Raw genomic sequence first — 17,024 nt, forward strand, 5'->3', positions numbered from 1 at the left:
TGTTGCAGTAACTTCTCCCCTGAACACTTGCTCTCTGCCTTCGGTGCGTGAGTTGAGGCATGCCAAAGCGGGTCAGGGCAAAAAACATCAGGCCCACTACACAAACTTGAAACCATGGTCAATGGTCCATAGTTCAACTTATTGTAGGTCGCTCGGAACTGGGATATCCGATCCACATGAGAATAGGTGAACTTGCGAACAGGACTGGTCTGACCCGGGACGCCATAAGGTTTTATGAGCGTGCTGGATTGATTCAGTCACTGCCCGGAGATGAGGCGACGAATACGTATCGGGACTATCCCGAGCATCTGGTTGAGGATCTGGTGTTTATTGCACAAGCGCGCGAAGCCGGGTTGTCGGTAAGCGAGCTCAAAGAAATGAACGATACGCTCGATGGAGATGAAGCACCTGCTCTCGAGGCTGGGATTAAGGTAATTGAGGACAGGATCCAAAAAACCGAACGCACTTTGGCTTTCCTTTTGGATACGCAAAAGAGGCTTCAGGCTGTAGCTAAGGGCGATAAATCCGAACCCTGGACCGAGCAATGGATTAACAGAAACTCTCAATAGCTCTAAATTGAGTAGAGAAAATTGAGAAAACGAATCTTTTGCATAGTTGCATCGCTCATCCCAATTCCAATCTTCCTGTTTTAATAATTAAATCCAAAACTTATTCGATTTTGATGCCTCTTTCTGTCCGTCATCAGAGGCAAATAGTAGTTTTTGAGCAGGATGCGGGTCTTCAGGGTTTGGTGCCAACGCTCAATCTTGCTCTGGGTCTTAGGGTGGTATGGTGTTCCTCGGACATGATCGATGTCCTGATCTTCCGGCCATTCAGCAAGTTCACCAGACATACAACTGGATCCGTTATCGCTGAGCAGCCATGGCTTGAGGAAGACGGTCGCCTGGCCGCAGCCCGAAGCCTGCAAAGCCAGGTCCGGCGTATCGGTGACATCACCCCGGCACATGCCAGCAAATTGGAAAACGCGTGTGCTATGGTGCCAGTCACACTCGAGATGTCCGGATCTTGCGCTGCCCTGTGGCCGGATAGCACCATGCGACTTCTTCAGGAGGCATATTGGTCGAGTTCATTGAGTTCTTAGCCAGGATCAACTTGCCCCCGCAGCAGGTCAAATTGCTAAGACCATTCTCAGATCGCTGCCGACCGTTCTGCAACTGTAGAAAGGTATTTTGCCCTTTTGGAAGCTTTGCGAGTAGAGCTTTGAGTTCTGGATGTAGAAGAATGTCAATTAGAGCGACTCAGTTGTTTCGGGTCGTCTGCCGTCGATGTTTCAGTCGACCACGAACCACATTTGGGGGTCCAAATCTGACCGCGTCGACGCAAGCAACACCGGTAAAAAGCGTTAGATGCATCGCTGTGTTTTCTCAGGTGCCGGATTCGTGGGTTTGACCGAAGTTCTCAATGTCTACCTCGGACCATGTGCGCAAGATTTCGGTTACCTCTGGGAATAGTTTGAGATCGTTGAGGGGATTGTCATGACGCCACTCCAAGTCCATGGCCAAGTCCATCATTTTCCTCAACAGGTTGCGACGATGGTTTGCCGCTGATGGTGTGGAGGTTTTCTCTTGCAGGATCTATTTGAAGTGAGGGCGCCGGATTTTCTTTGCCGATTTTTGACCATGCGCTTCGAGAATACTCTCAATCACCCTTCGGTATTTTCATTTCGTGCTGGCGCCACGAGAAAATGAAATCCGACGAGCTGAAACACTCTTCAGCCAACCGGCTAAAGCTGTGCCGGGACTGTTGATACTGTCCTTTGGCTGCTTTTTGACCAGCTACTGCCAATCCATACCGGTGCCGAAAACTAACCGACCCATAGACAGTGCCAAGTTCAACAGACATCCCGTTCTTTCGATAGCGCCAGCGTATTTTCCCATGTCGGTCAACGTATGACGACGTATTGGGAAACTGCATTCTAACTTTCTTACTCACTGGGGGAGCACCCCCCAGTGGTGCGAAGATCAGAAAGTTGGAAGAAGATGCAACCGCAATGAATTAAAGGTTCGTCAAACCACAAAATTTACTTTGTGGGTTATTGTGCGGCAAATGAAGGGTTCACCATTCTAAGCCATTGTTTTCTTGGGAATGTGACAATACCTGTTTCTCCGCCACAATTCTTTGGATTTGGGCATCATATCGTTTTCGACAACCGTGCTGTCCGTATACAGTCACGCGTGACGGCGTGTTATTGCCATCTGTGCCCTTCGGATCGGCGCAGGCTGGCTCAATACCCCGTATTGAAAAGAACTTCGGGGAATTCCCCTTTGATTACTATTAGTTTTGAACCATCTCAGCGGCACTTATTTCAAGGAGAGACACATGTCGCGTACTATCTTGTTAGCTGTATTCGTCGCCGCCATTGGCGCGGGCATTTATTACTATCTCAACCAACCAGAACCGACCCCGGCCGAGCAACTGCAGTCAGCTGCCCAAGACGCGGGCGATGCGGTCAACGAAGCCGTGGATGCGGCAACCGAGCAGGTGAACGAAGCTGCCTCGTCCGTCGCCGACCAGGCCTCGCAAGCTGCCGAGCAAGCCGGACAGGCGGCCACCGATCTGGCCAACCAGGCCGGAGATCAAGTTGCATCTTTGGCCGGCCAGGGTCAGGATCTGGTCAATACGTGGATCGAGCAAGGTTCTCTGAACGTCCAGAATTTCGACTATGATGCCATGGTCGCTTCGGTTCAAAACAGCGATCTGGCGCAAGACTTGAAGGATCAAGCCATCAAGATCCTGGACGAGATCAAGGCATCTCCGCAGTTGATCGGCGAAAAGATAGAAGAGCTCCGGACCCTTCTGTCGGGACAACAATAAGCCAAGGGGCCGTTCGATTTCGAGCGGCCCTTTTCTTTCGCGCGCCCCGGACCTCCAGCTACGTCAGTCGCCCCTCAGATTGACGCGCCTGCTACGGTTTGATTGGCTGCCCCTAAATCCAAAGCTACATCATTTGCGACAGACCCAGTCTGTGCAGTGTCCGTACAGGAAATAGGAGAAACTATGACCGCCCTGCCCGCAAACATGTTTGCCGTCATTCAGACCCATGACGGGTACTCCGGATCGGCCTCTGGACCGTTTATTGAGGACGCCGCCCATTGGCTGGCCGAAGCGGAGATTCCGGTTCCTGAGCCCGGCCCCGGACAGGTTCTGATCAAACTGCGGGCGTCTTCGGTAAACCCGTCCGATATCCACTTTATCAAGGGGGAATACGGTCAACCGCGTGTTAAAGGAATGCCAGCCGGCTTCGAGGGGTGCGGCGATGTGGTCGCCACCGGCACCGGTGCCGAAGCGCTGCAAGGACAGCGGGTTGCGTTTGTTGCCGCCGGTTCTGGTGCTTGGGCGGAATATATTGTGACGCAAGCCATGATGTGCATTCCGCTGCGGCCCGATATCTCGGACGAGGACGGGTCGGCACAGATCGTCAATCCAATGACCGCGATGGCGATGGTCGACATTGCTCGAAGCACCGGAGACGCCTTTATCGTCTCGGCCGCGACAAGTCAGTTGGGTAAGCTGATGTGCTCGCTGGGTCGCGATCTGGGACTGAAACCAATCGCAATCGTCCGCCGGGCCGGGGCGGTAGACGCTTTGAAAGAGCTCGGCGCGCATGATGTTCTGGTCACTTCTGATCCGGATATGATGCAGAAATTCGCGGCACTAAGTGCCGAACTCAAACCCCGCGTGTTTTTGGATGCCGTCGCTGATCAAACATCCGAGCAGATCTTTTGCGCGATGCCAAACGGCGCGCGTTGGGTTGTCTACGGCAAGCTGAGTCCGGAGCTTCCGAAGCTGACGCAGACAGGTCAGTTGATCTTTATGAGTAAGCGGATCGAAGGGTTTTGGCTGACGCAATGGATGACCTCAACACCGCCAGCAGACCAGATGCGCGTTGTCGGTGAGGTTCAGGCCCGATTTGCCGATGGCCGTTGGAAAACCGATGTTTCTGAACGGCTTGCGCTGCGTGACGTGGTGTCAAATCTGGCCGATGCGCTGAAAAAGAGTGACGGAAAGGTAATAATCACGCCATAGTAGAACCAAGCCCCGGACCATGGAGGATGTCCGGGGCACCAAAAACGCCGGGCATACCGGCATGGGAGGGTGAATTTGGATAACGCGCAGCTGCTGATCAGCGGGCTGGCGAATGGCTGTGTCTACGGCCTCATCGCGCTTGGCTTTGTGTTGATCTACAAGGCCACAGAAGCGGTGAATTTCGCACAGGGCGACTTCATGATGCTGGGCGCCTTTGTGACAATCGGACTTACGAATACCGAGTATATGGGGCTGCCGTTCTGGCTTGCCCTGCCGATCTCGCTGGGGATCATGGGAGCTTTGGGCTACCTTCTTGATCGGCTCATCATCCGGCGATTGTTCGGTGAAAGTCAGACGGCGGTTGTGATCCTCACCATTGCACTTGGATTCGTGATCCGCTTTGTGGCCGGCCTGATTTGGGGGCACGAGCCGCAGACGCTACAAAATCCATTGGCCGGAAAAGAAGTGCGGTTTGGCGGGCTGGTCCTTGGGATGGAGGATGTCGCAGTCATAGTGGTCACCATCCTGTTGACCTGGGGTCTGTACGTCTTTTTCAGCCGGACCAAGCTGGGATTGGCCATGCAAGGCGCGTCGCAGAACCAACTCGCGGCTTATTACATGGGCATCCCCGTCAAGCGTGTGCAGGGGTTCATCTGGGCCTTGGCCGGGGTTGTCGCCGGGATTGCGGGCATTCTGTTTGCTGCAAAAGGGTCTGTCGATCCGAACACAGGTCTACTTGGGATCAAGGCTTTTGCAGCGGCTGTGATTGGTGGTTTCGGTAGCCTGCCCGGGGCCTTGGCCGGAGGTTTGGTCGTCGGTGTGATCGAACCTTTCGCCAGCCGATATATCGCCGCCGGGTACAGCCAGATTGCCCCTTACGCGTTGCTGCTGTTGGTGTTGATCTTCCGCCCCAACGGGCTGTTCAGTCAGGTTCGGGTCAAGAAGGTCTAAACTATGCGGATTGTTTTCAAAACCAACTACATGCAGGATATCCGGCCCTGGAAAGACACCTATCAACTGAGCCTGTACTTGATCCTGCTGGCCGTCACCGCAACTGCCCCTTGGTGGCTGGACGACTTTTATCTGGGTGAGCTTACAAACGTCCTGATCTGGGCTATCGCCGGACTTGGACTGATGGTTCTGACCGGCCATACCGGGCAGGTCAGTCTGGGTCACGCGGCGTTTCTGGCCTTTGGCTGTTATGCCAATGTCATCCTGTTGGAAGCCGGTGTGCCGTTCCTGATCGCATTCCCTCTGGCGGGCATATTGACCGGGATCGCTGGAGTAACTGTCGCCATCCCTGCACTGCGCTTGCACGGCATCTATTTGGCAATCTTTACCATGGCCCTGTCCATTCTGATGGACGACGTGATCGTTCTAGCCGAACCTATCACGGGCGGCGTTGCAGGTAAGTATCTGGGCGGCGTAGAAATCTTTGGATTTCTGATCGACCGCTGGGGTACACCCGTACAGTTCTTCTGGCTGGTTCTTGGCGTGGCGATTCTGGTGACGCTTGGCTACATCAACCTGCTACGCGCGCCCTTGGGGCGCAGCTTCATCGCCGTGCGGGATTCCGAAGTTTCCGCGCAGGCCATGGGCGTGGATATTGCCCGCGCCAAGATGATCTCGTTTGCGTTGTCCTGCGCTGTCACTGGTTGGGCCGGCGCGCTGATGGGAATGTATGCCGGGGCGTTCAACAACGAGACGTTCAGCGTCGTAATCTCCATCCAACTCCTGATGATGATCGTCATCGGCGGGCTGGGCTCAATCCACGGCGCCTTCCTGGGCGCTATCGTTATCGGGTTTCTGCCGCAGTTTCTGTCGATCTCGAAGGAATATGTCGGTGCCATTTTCGGCGGCAATACCGTCGCCATTCCGGGGTTGGAGTTCGGTATCTTTGGGATGATCCTGATCGCCTTCATCCTGTTCGAACCGATGGGCATGTATGGGCGCTGGCTCAAGATCCGGACGTGGTTCGAGTTGTTTCCCTTCTACCGCAAGGACATGTTCAAGCGCCAGAAATCCTACCTCAAGACGGAGCGCCTGAGATGAGCCTGCTTGAGTTCGAAAACGTCACCCTGAAATTCGGCGGCCTTACGGCAGTGAACGACTTGTCTTTCGAGGTGGAAGAAGGTGAGGTTTTCGCCATTGTCGGACCCAACGGCGCGGGTAAATCTACCGTCTTCAACCTTATCTCGCGTTTCTACGATCCATATGCCGGTTCGATCCACTATGACGGGCACGATTTGCTACAGGTGAAACCCTCGGGCGTGGCGTCCTATGGGGTTGCACGGACATTCCAGAACATTGAGTTGTTTGAACACGCAACGGTTTTGCAAAACCTTCTTGTCGGGCGGCATCGTCATCGCAAAACAAACTTTCTATCGGAAGTTCTGTTTCTCCCGTCAGCGCGACGGCAGGAGCTTGAGAACCGGGAAAGAGTTGAAGAAATCATCGACTTTCTGGATCTGCAGGCATTCCGAGACAAAATGATCTCGGGCCTGCCCTATGGCGTGCGCAAAGTGGTCGAGGTCGCTCGCGCTTTGGCCACCGATCCCAAACTGTTGCTGTTGGACGAACCGGCATCTGGGCTGTCTGTTGAAGAGACCACGGACATGCGCTGGTGGATCGACGATATCCGGCGGCAAATGGGTATCACGGTACTGATGGTCGAGCACGATATGGGGCTGGTCTCAGGTGTGTCCGACCGCGTTCTGGCGATGGCGGACGGCGCGAAACTGGCGCTGGGAACCCCGGCCGAGGTGCAGTCGCATCCTGCGGTAGTCGAAGCTTATCTGGGGAAAGCCTCATGAGTGAGCCAATCCTGACAATCCGCAATATCGAAAGCTTTTACGGCCCCATAATGGCCATCCGCGGCGTTTCGCTGGACGTTCATCAGGGGAAGATCGTCTCGATCCTTGGCGCGAATGGCGCAGGAAAGACTACGCTGATGAAAACAGTGTCGGGCGTTATGGACCCGGAAAAGGGCAAGATCATCTTTGCTGGCGACGAAATTCAAGGATCCGAGCCGCACAAGGTCGTGCAGAAAGGCATTGTTCATGTGCCAGAGGGGCGCGAGGTGTTCCCCCTTCTGACAGTTGACGAAAACCTTAGTCTCGGCGCCTATACCCTTTCGGACAAAGGGCAAATCGATCACGACCGCGATCTGGTGTTTTCGTATTTCCCCATCCTCAAGGAGCGGCGGGGCCAGGAGGCCGGTACTCTGTCAGGCGGCCAACAGCAGATGCTGGCGATTGGTCGAGGCCTGATGGCGAACCCGAAGATCATGCTGCTGGATGAACCGTCTCTGGGCCTGTCGCCGCTGCTGGTGCAGGAAATCTTCGGTATCCTCAAGCGCCTGAATGACGAACAGAACATGACGATGATGCTGGTCGAACAGAATGCCAATGCGGCTCTGGAACTGGCCCACCATGGCTATGTGATGGAGGTCGGTCGCATCGTCATGGACGGCGCGGCGGATGTTTTGATGCAGTCTGAGGACATCCAGAATTTCTATCTGGGCGTTCAGGAAGAAGGCGCGCGAGAGAACCGCCGGTGGAAGCGGAAAAAGACGTGGAGGTGAGCCAGATGAATATCAGCACCCTGCCCCCTCAGATCACGGTCAATGGTGTTCGCCTGAACGCAACGCCGGGCCAGCGTCCGGTGCGTGTCGATGAATGTATCACGATTTGCGAGTTGTTTCAGAGCCGCTGCGCCGAACTTGGCAATCGCACTGCGCATCGTGAAAAAGACTTTGGTATCTGGAAATCCTATTCCTGGGCCGATTACTGGCAGCACGCCAAATGGATCGGGCTCGCGCTGCGCAAATTGGGATTACAGCGTGGTGAAGTCGTCTCGATTCTGTCCGAAGACCGCAAGGAATGGGCGTGGTTCGACATGGGCATTCAAGGCGTCGGCGGTATTGCCTCGGGCGTTTACACCACGGATTCCGCTAACCAGTTGCAATACCTTATCAATGACAGCGACAGCCGATTTCTGATCGTTGAAAACGAAGAACAGTTGGACAAGTTTTTTCAGGTTGAAAGCGAGTTACCCGGGCTTCTGAACGTCATAATTCTGGACGATGAAGGTCTGCACGACCTGAGACACCCGCGCTGCATGATGATCGACGAACTCTACGCGGTGGGCAAACAGGCCGAAGCGGAACAGCCCGGCAGTTTTGAGGCTGAGATCGCGCTGGCATCCCCGCAGGATACGGCCCTGTTGGTTTACACGTCAGGCACAACGGGTATGCCGAAGGGCGCGATGCTCAGCCATGAAAACGTTCTGGCCGCCATCGAATGCGGCGCGCATTCCTTGCCCACGTTCATGACCGACGAACAACTGTGCTTTCTGCCTCTGTGCCATATTCTTGAACGTGACGTCTCGGTCTATTTCCCGCTGGCCGCCAAATGCATCGTCAACTTCGCTGAAAGCCCGGAAACCGTCTTTGCGAACCTGCAGGAGGTGTCTCCGTCGACCTTCACCGCAGTGCCTCGGGTTTGGGAAAAGATTTACTCTCACGTGCAGATTATGGCGCAGGATGCGACGCCAACGGGACGTGCTGCCTTTGGTTTGGCGCTAAAAGCGGGTTTGGCGCGGGCCGAGTATATTCTGGCTGGCAAGCCGGTGCCTGCAGGTGTCGCGGCAAGGTTTTGGCTGTGGGATCGTCTGGTGCTGCGCAACTTGCGGCGGATGCTGGGCATGGACAAAATGCGCCGTGGCGGGACGGGTGCGGCCCCAATCTCAACCGATCTGCTGAAGTGGTACTGGGCCATTGGCGTGCCCCTGATCGAAGGTTTTGGGATGACCGAAACCTCGGGGCTGGCGACGCTTAACACGATTGAGCACAATAAAATTGGCACCATCGGACGTGCTGTTCCCGGCAATGACATCCGCATTTCGGAAGAAGGCGAAATCCAGCTGAAAGGCCTGAACATCTTTCAGGGCTATTGGCGCAATAATACCAAAACGGCTGAGACCTTTACCGCTGACGGTTGGTTGCGCACCGGTGATTTGGGGGCTGTCGACGATGACGGTTACGTCACCATTTCCGGCCGAATGAAGGACATCATCATTACAGCCGGAGGCAAGAACATCACTCCGGCCGAGATCGAAAGCAGATTGAAGTTCAGTCACTACATCTCGGACGCGGTGATCATAGGCGACAAACGCAAGTATCTGACCGCACTCATCATGATCGATCAGGAAAACGTCGAGAAATTTGCTCAGGACCGGAAAATCCCGTTCTCGAACTTTGCCTCGCTGTGTGCGGCACCTGAGATCAATGATCAGATCCAGGCAGAGATCGATGCAGTCAACAAGGACTTTGCCCGGGTCGAGCAGATCAAGGACTTCCGGCTGATCGACGTCTTGCTGACGGCCGATGACGACGAACTGACCGCGACAATGAAACTGAAGCGGAGTTTTGTTGAAAAGAAACACAGCCATCTCATTGAGGACATGTACAAATAGAAAAAGGGAAAACCCAAAGGGAGGAGAAAGATGAAGAAATTGATCATGCGGTTGGCGGCGGCCACCGCTTTGACGGCTTCGGCAACCCTTGCAAACGCGCAGACCCAGGGCGTTACCGACGACGAGATCATCATTGGTTCGGTCAATGATCTGAGTGGTATTTTCGCGGCCGTCGGTGTTCCGGCGATTAAGGGTGCCAATGTTGTGTTTGACCGTGTGAACGCTGACGGCGGCGTGCATGGGCGCACGATCCGCTATGTGGTCGAAGACAACGGGTACCAGATGCCGCGCGCGATGCAGGGCTATAACAAGCTGCTGAACCGCGACAAGGTCTTTGCCATGCTGCAGTCACTGGGAACACCAATGAACCTTGCCGGATTTAAGCTGTTGGATCCCAAGGGGATTCCGAACGTCGCGCCCCTAACCGCAGCCCGGCAAATGCTACAAGATCCGATGGACAACAAGTTCACGTCATTCTCGACCTATTTTGATCAGAGCCGCGTCGGAGTGAAGTATCTCGCCGAACAGTTCGGATCGCAAAACGTCTGCACCATGTACCTGCCCACCGACTTTGGCGAAGAGATTCTGGAAGGCAGCAAGGCAGGTGCCGAAGAAGCAGGCATCAACTTTGCCGCCGAGACGACGCATAAACCGGATGAGACGGATTTCGTTGGCTCGCTCAGCAAGCTCAAGGAAGAAGGCTGCGATATCGTCACGATTGCTCTGGGTGTGCGACAGGCGATTACGGTGGTCGGTACCGCCAAGAAGATGGGCCTGAGCGACATGAAGTTCATGGGAACCTCGGCCAGCTTCCTGACCGTTGTTGCCCAAGTGCCCGGTGGTGTGACGGACGGTTTCTATGCCGCGGCCTCATGGCAAGACCTCTGGGCGCGTGCAGACGACCCTGCCCCCGCTGCGTTCATTGAAGAGTATAAATCAACCACAGGCGAAGACCCGGTAGGTTTTGCCATGCTTGGCTATGCGGCGGCCGAGATGATGGTCAAGGCGCTTGAGGCAGCAGGTCCCGACCTGACCCATGAAAGCTTTATCGCTGCGATGGAAACGCTGAACTATCAGGACGATCTAGTTGGCAACCATATGACCTTTGGGCCGGACGATCACCAAGGTGCCGATTCAGTCTATGTGAACGTCGTGGAAAACGGAGCCTGGAAGATGGTGTATGAAGAGTAAGACATGCACATCTGCATAACGAAAAAGGGCTCGCAAACGCGAGCCCTTTGAATTTGTGCATTCCGCAGCGAATTAACGCTTCGAGAACTGGAACGAACGACGCGCTTTGCGCTTACCGTATTTCTTACGTTCCACAACACGGCTGTCGCGGGTCAGGAAGCCAGCGGCTTTCAGTGCGCCACGCAGGCTGGGATCGTACAGCTGCAGGGCCTTCGAGATGCCGTGCTTAACCGCACCGGCCTGACCGGTCAGGCCACCGCCTTTGACGGTTGCGACAACGTCGAATTCACCTTCGACACCGGCAACCTGAAACGGCTGGCGCAGGATCAGCTGCAGAACGGGACGCGCAAAGTACTTGTCCTGGTCTTTGCCGTTTACGGTGACCTTGCCGGAACCCGGCTTGATCCAAACGCGGGCAACAGCGTCTTTACGCTTGCCGGTGGCGTACGAGCGGCCCAGCTCGTCACGTACGGGTTCACGCACGATGACTTCTTCGGCCACGGTTTCAACGCCTGCAACGGCGCTCAGCTCTTCGAGAGTATTGATCTGATCAGCCATCGGTCATTAGCTCCGGGTGTTTTTCTTGTTCATGGACTTAACGTCCAGAACTTCGGGGGCCTGGGCTTCGTGCGGGTGCTCGGCACCGGCATAAACACGCAGGTTGGTCATCTGCTGGCGCGCCAAACGGTTGCCCGGCAGCATGCGCTTGACCGCCTGGGTCACGACGCGCTCGGGGTGTGCACCCTCGAGGATCTGCTGTTTGGTGCGCGACTTGATGCCGCCCGGGTGGCCAGTGTGCCAGTAGAAGTTCTCTTCGCGCTTCTTGCCGGTCATCTGGATTTTGTCAGCGTTGATCACGATGACGTTGTCGCCCATGTCCATGTTCGGGGTGAACGACGCTTTGTGCTTGCCACGCAGGCGCATGGCGACGATCGAGGCAAGACGGCCCAGAACAACGCCCTCGGCGTCGATCAGGATCCATTTCTTGTCGATGTCTGCAGGTGTTGCAGAAAAGGTTTTCATGGCAGGATAGTCCTGTTTGATGTGAAAGACCGCCCCAGCGGAGCGGCCCGAATTCGATGTTGGGTATTTAGAGGCAGGCGAAATGCGCGTCAAGAACGTCTAACTTAATTTTGTATAGTAAATACAAAAGGTTATAAAATAGGTATTATTTTACCCCACAATCACACCGCCAATCCGCAATACAGAAGTGATCGTTAACTAACAAGTCAAGCTCCAGAAAGGGAGAGATCACTCAATGAACTGGCAACAGACCGTAAATGACTATGGGGCAGCATGGCACGAGCCCGACACAGGCAAGCGGCTTGAAATACTCAGTGGCTGCTTTGCCGAAGATGGCATCTATGTTGACCCTTCGGCGATGGTTAAGGGCCGTTCAAATCTGTGCGGTCACATTGCAGAGGTGGTTCACAGCACTGGCGGCAAGCTTGAGCTGACCAGCAAGGCCAATGGCCACAACGATGTCATTCATTTCACATGGCGTTTGGTCGGCGCGGACGGAAGCGTTCTTATTGCCGGGCACGACTTTGCACATTTGGATGCTGAGGGAAAGATCTCATACTTGGCTGGGTTCTTCGGCGATCCTGAGCCTTTGGGTTGAGGCGTCAGACGCTGATCTGTTCCGGCGGATTGTCCAGCAGCGCCCGCAGGCGCTGCATCGCAACCTCGAACCGTTCCAGTGACACATGCCCGTTCATTGCAATGCGCACGGCATTGGGTGCGCGTCCGTCTCGCAGGGCGAATTCGTCGGCTGACCTTAGTTGAATCCCCTCACGCTCGGCCGCGCGGCTGAATGCGGCGGCGCGCCAGCCAGATGGCAGGTTCAGCCAGACAAAAGGCACGTCGGGCGCCCAGTTCAGATCAAAACCCCCAAGCGCATTGACGGTCACCCTGACATATTCTCCCATCCGGGCGCGGACGTCTTTGGCGATTTGCCGTGTCCGTGGGTCGGACAGCAGCAACCGGGTCAGCTCGGCAAGCGGCTGCGCCAAACCAAAATACCCATATTCCGCCGAGCGACGCAGGTCGACGCTGCGTTCACGCGGGGCGACGGCAAAGCCGACACGTAAGGCCGGCGTCAGAATCTTTGAGATCGATGAGACATGCCACCCCCGCTCGGGGGCCAGGGCGCGATAGCTTGGCTCGCGCGCGTCGCCCATCCGATAGCAATCGTCTTCGATGATCTGCAAATCAAAGCGCCGGGCGACTTCGACAACCTCTTTGCGGCGCTCTAACGGAGTGTGCGTGCCGGTCGGATTTTGCACCTCGGGTGAGACGCATACCGCTTGCGCCTGGGTTTGCCGCAAGACATGCTCCATGGCCAGAGGGTCAACGCCCCATTTGTCCATCTTCACACCAACGACCTCGGCCCGCATCAACTCGGCCGCCCGTCGGAAACCGGCGTATGACAGGTCTTCGACCAAAACCACCGGCTTGGGGTCACGCAAAATCGTTTGAAACACAAGGCAAAGGCCATTTTGGCCGCCATGGGTCAGGACGATATCGTCCTGGGTCAGCGCGCCCAAAGGCAAATCTGAAAGCCATTCAACGACCGCTTGCCGCATGGGTTGGTAGGCGTCGCGCGTGGGATAGTTCATCAGCAATCGCGGATCGGCTTGGGAAACCTTTTTGAGACATTCCCTGATCAGCGCCACCTGCCCGACATCGGGCAGTCGCGGGCTGAACAGGCTGACATTGGCGTTGTATTTGTCCTCGCGCAGGTAAAGTTGCCGCGCCCAGACGTCATCCAGCAAGGGCGATTTTGGAGGGGCGACAAATGTACCACGTCCGACTTCGGCTTGTAGCAATCCCTCGTCGGTCAGAATCGTATAGGCCCGGGCAACCGTACCAGGTGTAATTTGTAATCGATAAGCAAGTTCACGGACCGGAGGCAGTTTCGCCCCGACTTCCAGCGCCTTGTTCTCAATCGCTTTTCGTATTGTGTCGGCAACCAGGGTGTACTTTGGACCTTTGGATTTCGGGAGCGCCTCTGGCCAAATTGTATCCATTACAATTCTTCCTTTGCTTTTGACACAATGCTGAATGTATCAAGCACATGTACCGAACATATTAGCTTTGTGTCAATACAATTTGAAAGGACACCCAAGATGACACGCTCAATGCACAACCCCGCCCTCATGCTGCTGAACGATAGCCCCCGGCTGCCGATGATCGCCGCGCTGGCCGTGCGGTTTGCGGCGACTGTCACAAAGTGGGAACGACAGCGCCGCAGCAGGATTAACCTGTCACAGTTGGATGATCGTATGTTGAAAGACGTCGGGCTTACCCGTGGTCAAGCCGACCGAGAGATCAAACGCTATTTCTGGCAGTATTAACCATTCCCCAGTCCCTATCGGGACCTCTTCCTTGGCCGGGTATTTACCCGGCCATTTTTTATCCAAATGCCGCGGCGGCAGACCCCTCGGGTGGCAGAGAATACGTCATCGTGGCACGCGCAACAGGTTTGTCCGAGCCTTCCGTGAACATCAGGACATCGCCTACTGCCAGAGATTTTCCAAGTTTCAGCAATGTGCATCGGGCGATCATGTCCACTGTGCCTTCTGGCTTGCGCATAAAGTCCATCGAGCAGCCCGTTGTCACGGCCAGCGACTGACGCCCTTTACGGGCAAGGATCATTGCGTAAACGCTGACATCGGCGAGGCTGAACATCGACGGGCCGGACACCGTTCCCCCAGGTCGCAGGTGTCTATCCTCGACCAGCAACCGCATTACGATTGAGTTTTCGTCCAAACTGTCCACCGCAAAGTCCCGCTCGACCTGCGGAAATACTTGATGCAGATACTCTGACAGCTGTTCGCGGTTCAAAACCAACGACATACTTCCCCTCCTCGATTTGCCGCCCTAGAGTTGGCCCGACATCAGATCGGAGGGCAAGATGAGAATTCTGGAACGTAACGACACAGGGGGTGTCGCACGGCTGAAAATGAACGCGCCAGACCGCCTGAACGCCCTGAGCGACGAAATGCTGACGGCGCTGCAGTCTGAATTTGACGCTCTCGGTGATGACCCGAGTATCCGTGCCGTGATTTTGTCTGGCGAAGGCAAGGCATTTTGTGCGGGGCACGATCTGAAACAGATGACTGCCGGGCGGCAGAGCGAGGACGGCGGCAAAGCCTATTTTCAGGATCTGTTTGCACGTTGCGCCAAGATGATGTTGTCGATCCAGTCTCTGCCCCAACCGGTGATTGCTCAGGTGCACGGGATTGCCACGGCCGCGGGGTGTCAGCTGGTCGCGACCTGCGATCTGGCCATCGCCACTGAGGGTACGCGGTTCGGCGTGAACGGGGTCAATATCGGATTGTTCTGTTCGACCCCTATGGTTGCGCTCAGCCGGAACATCCCACGGAAGCAAGCGTTCGAGATGTTGACCACCGGCGACTTCGTTTCTGCGGACCGTGCCGCCGAACTGGGACTGATCAATCGCGTGGTACCGGAAAATCTGTTAGAGCAAGAAGCAACGGCGCTTGCGGAACAATTGGCAGATAAGCTTGGATCAGCGGTCAAAATCGGCAAACAAGCATTCTACAAACAGCTCGATATGCCAGTCGAACAGGCTTACGCCTATACCGGAGAGGTAATGGCACAGAATATGATGCATCGGGATACCGAGGAAGGGATTTCCGCATTTATCGAAAAAAGACCTCCGAATTGGGAGCAATAACGCGATTGTCTCGGGAAATTTTAACCACTGTTCGCATTTTTGGACTTTTCAAAAGGGCGACACTGTGGCAAAGCTGGGACAAGGCTTAGGCCCCAGATACGCTTTTGGGTCGCTGTAGGCGGAAGGTCCCTCCAAGCTGGTTTCTCTCACCAGCGCTGACATTCCCGCTGCGGCGACCCCAAGTTCCCCTTAAATTGTTGACGATTTGATACGGTGCGCAGCTTGTGTTGCGTTGCGCCCTGCTCTGCCCTATGTGGCACCTCATGACACAGAAATTGCATATCGTGGGCGGCGGCATGGCAGGGTCCGAGGCGGCCTGGCAAGCAGCTGAAATGGGCGTGGATGTAGTGATCCACGAAATGCGGCCCAAAGTTGGAACCTTTGCGCACCAGACCGCCAACTTGGCCGAGATGGTGTGCTCGAACTCATTCCGCTCGGATGATGACGAACAGAACGCGGTTGGATTGCTGCATTGGGAAATGCGCGCGGCTAACGGATTGATCATGACGACGGCCGATGCGCATCGTCTGCCCGCCGGGGGCGCGCTGGCTGTGGATCGTGATCCCTTTGCCGAAGCGGTCACCGCGAAACTACACGCCCATCCACGGGTCGAGGTGACCGGCGAGGAAGTCACCGCCCTGCCCGATGACGGCAATTGGATCATCGCGACCGGTCCGTTGACCTCGGCGTCGCTGGGAGAGTCGATCCGAGCCGAAACCGGTGCCGAGTCTCTGGCCTTTTTTGATGCGATTGCCCCCATCGTCTATGCCGACAGCATCGACATGAGCAAAGCGTGGATGCAGTCGCGTTATGACAAGGGCGAAACAGAAGAAGAGCGCACCGCCTACCTGAACTGCCCGATGGATCGAAACCAATACGAGGCGTTCGTCGATGCCCTTCTGGCCGCCGACAAGACCGAGTTCCATGAAGGCGAGACCGCTGGATATTTTGACGGATGCCTTCCCATTGAGGTGATGTCCGAACGCGGGCGGGAAACGCTGCGCCACGGGCCGATGAAGCCGGTTGGCCTGACCAACCCGCATCAGCCAGACGTGAAACCTCATGCGGTTGTGCAGCTGCGCCGCGACAATGCGCTTGGAACCCTATTCAACATCGTGGGTTTCCAGACCAAGATGAAGTACGGCGCGCAAACCGAAGTGTTCCGAATGATCCCCGGTCTCGAAAATGCGAGCTTTGCGCGACTGGGCGGTATTCATCGTAACACGTTTATTAACTCTCCGACATTGCTTGACGCGCAGATGCGGTTGAAATCAAAACCGAATATCCGGTTCGCCGGTCAGATCACGGGTGTTGAGGGCTATGTCGAAAGTGCTGCCATGGGGCTGCTGGCCGGACGTCTGGCCGCAGCTGAGATCCTCGGTCAGACGCTCCCTGAAGTACCGCAAGACAGTGCCATGGGCGCGTTGATCCATCACATCACCGGTGGCGCCGAGGCCAAGACGTTTCAGCCGATGAACGTGAACTTTGGCCTTTTCCGTCCTGTCGAAGGGTTGAAAGGCGGTCGGCGCGGCCGAAAAGACCGCTACAAGGCCTATACTGATCGCGCCAAGGCGGAATGGTCTGATTGGCTCGCGCATTGCTGACTGGA

17 protein-coding genes and 1 pseudogene are annotated in these 17,024 nt (G+C 55.6%); 13 read left to right on the top strand and 5 right to left on the bottom strand.

The features are described 5' to 3' along the window. The first annotated feature begins 176 nt into the window (after positions 1–176). The gene (locus tag MHN28_RS01545; protein WP_239335267.1) at positions 177–569 is read left to right on the top strand and encodes a MerR family transcriptional regulator; all 393 of its coding nucleotides are present in this window, start codon (positions 177–179) and stop codon (positions 567–569) included. A 137-nt stretch (positions 570–706) separates the two neighbouring features. Here MHN28_RS01545 and MHN28_RS01550 read toward each other — a convergent pair. Next, positions 707–955, bottom strand: a pseudogene (locus MHN28_RS01550) (IS3 family transposase); the annotation flags it as partial. 1,385 nt (positions 956–2,340) lie between these two features. Here MHN28_RS01550 and MHN28_RS01555 point away from each other — a divergent pair. The 8 genes from MHN28_RS01555 (at position 2,341) to MHN28_RS01590 (ending at position 10,713) form a co-directional block, all read left to right on the top strand. Next, entirely contained in the window at positions 2,341–2,835 is a 495-nt protein-coding gene (locus MHN28_RS01555) for a hypothetical protein (RefSeq protein ID WP_239335268.1), read from the top strand. Positions 2,836–3,018: 183 nt separating this feature from the next. Next, positions 3,019–4,047, top strand: coding sequence for a zinc-binding dehydrogenase (locus tag MHN28_RS01560; RefSeq protein ID WP_239335269.1), 1,029 nt, complete (start codon positions 3,019–3,021; stop codon positions 4,045–4,047). A 75-nt stretch (positions 4,048–4,122) separates the two neighbouring features. Next, entirely contained in the window at positions 4,123–4,998 is an 876-nt protein-coding gene (locus MHN28_RS01565) for a branched-chain amino acid ABC transporter permease (RefSeq protein ID WP_239335270.1), read from the top strand. A 3-nt stretch (positions 4,999–5,001) separates the two neighbouring features. Next, positions 5,002–6,099 carry a branched-chain amino acid ABC transporter permease gene (locus MHN28_RS01570; RefSeq protein ID WP_239335271.1) on the top strand — a complete coding sequence of 366 codons (1,098 nt, stop codon included), beginning with the start codon at positions 5,002–5,004 and terminating at the stop codon, positions 6,097–6,099. Further along, positions 6,096–6,860 carry an ABC transporter ATP-binding protein gene (locus tag MHN28_RS01575; protein WP_239335272.1) on the top strand — a complete coding sequence of 255 codons (765 nt, stop codon included), beginning with the start codon at positions 6,096–6,098 and terminating at the stop codon, positions 6,858–6,860. Before MHN28_RS01570 ends, MHN28_RS01575 begins: the two co-directional genes overlap by 4 nt. After that, positions 6,857–7,630, top strand: a complete 774-nt coding sequence (locus MHN28_RS01580) for an ABC transporter ATP-binding protein (protein ID WP_239335273.1) — start codon at positions 6,857–6,859, stop codon at positions 7,628–7,630. The genes MHN28_RS01575 and MHN28_RS01580 overlap by 4 nt, the downstream gene beginning before the upstream one ends. Before the next feature lie 5 nt (positions 7,631–7,635). Beyond that, on the top strand, positions 7,636–9,522 hold the full coding sequence (locus MHN28_RS01585) for a long-chain fatty acid--CoA ligase (RefSeq protein ID WP_239335274.1): 1,887 nt from the start codon (positions 7,636–7,638) through the stop codon (positions 9,520–9,522). Between the two features lie 30 nt (positions 9,523–9,552). Further along, entirely contained in the window at positions 9,553–10,713 is a 1,161-nt protein-coding gene (locus tag MHN28_RS01590) for an ABC transporter substrate-binding protein (RefSeq protein WP_239335275.1), read from the top strand. Between the two features lie 72 nt (positions 10,714–10,785). Here the strand turns inward: MHN28_RS01590 and rpsI are convergent, their stop codons facing one another. Both rpsI and rplM read right to left on the bottom strand, forming a co-directional pair. Next, the gene (gene rpsI / locus MHN28_RS01595) at positions 10,786–11,271 is read right to left on the bottom strand and encodes a 30S ribosomal protein S9 (RefSeq protein WP_039535473.1); all 486 of its coding nucleotides are present in this window, start codon (positions 11,269–11,271) and stop codon (positions 10,786–10,788) included. Positions 11,272–11,277: 6 nt separating this feature from the next. Further along, positions 11,278–11,736, bottom strand: coding sequence for a 50S ribosomal protein L13 (rplM, locus tag MHN28_RS01600; RefSeq protein WP_039536983.1), 459 nt, complete (start codon positions 11,734–11,736; stop codon positions 11,278–11,280). Between the two features lie 235 nt (positions 11,737–11,971). On the opposite strand from rplM, the gene MHN28_RS01605 reads away from it, so the two are divergent. After that, positions 11,972–12,334, top strand: coding sequence for a hypothetical protein (locus MHN28_RS01605; protein ID WP_239335277.1), 363 nt, complete (start codon positions 11,972–11,974; stop codon positions 12,332–12,334). 4 nt (positions 12,335–12,338) lie between these two features. Here the strand turns inward: MHN28_RS01605 and MHN28_RS01610 are convergent, their stop codons facing one another. Continuing rightward, positions 12,339–13,742, bottom strand: coding sequence for a PLP-dependent aminotransferase family protein (locus MHN28_RS01610; protein ID WP_239335279.1), 1,404 nt, complete (start codon positions 13,740–13,742; stop codon positions 12,339–12,341). Positions 13,743–13,841: 99 nt separating this feature from the next. Here MHN28_RS01610 and MHN28_RS01615 point away from each other — a divergent pair, with 99 nt between their 5' ends. Then, positions 13,842–14,069, top strand: coding sequence for a DUF1127 domain-containing protein (locus tag MHN28_RS01615; protein ID WP_239335281.1), 228 nt, complete (start codon positions 13,842–13,844; stop codon positions 14,067–14,069). A 58-nt stretch (positions 14,070–14,127) separates the two neighbouring features. Here the strand turns inward: MHN28_RS01615 and MHN28_RS01620 are convergent, their stop codons facing one another. Then, positions 14,128–14,571, bottom strand: a complete 444-nt coding sequence (locus MHN28_RS01620; protein ID WP_239335282.1) for a PaaI family thioesterase — start codon at positions 14,569–14,571, stop codon at positions 14,128–14,130. 58 nt (positions 14,572–14,629) lie between these two features. Here MHN28_RS01620 and MHN28_RS01625 point away from each other — a divergent pair, with 58 nt between their 5' ends. Beyond that, on the top strand, positions 14,630–15,415 hold the full coding sequence (locus MHN28_RS01625) for an enoyl-CoA hydratase (protein WP_239335283.1): 786 nt from the start codon (positions 14,630–14,632) through the stop codon (positions 15,413–15,415). 263 nt (positions 15,416–15,678) lie between these two features. Further along, positions 15,679–17,019 (top strand): methylenetetrahydrofolate--tRNA-(uracil(54)-C(5))-methyltransferase (FADH(2)-oxidizing) TrmFO, encoded by a 1,341-nt coding sequence (gene trmFO, locus MHN28_RS01630; RefSeq protein ID WP_239335284.1) that lies wholly within the window; start codon positions 15,679–15,681, stop codon positions 17,017–17,019. Positions 17,020–17,024 lie beyond the last annotated feature (5 nt).

The organism is Ruegeria sp. Ofav3-42 (assembly GCF_022347725.1).
GTDB lineage: Bacteria > Pseudomonadota > Alphaproteobacteria > Rhodobacterales > Rhodobacteraceae > Ruegeria.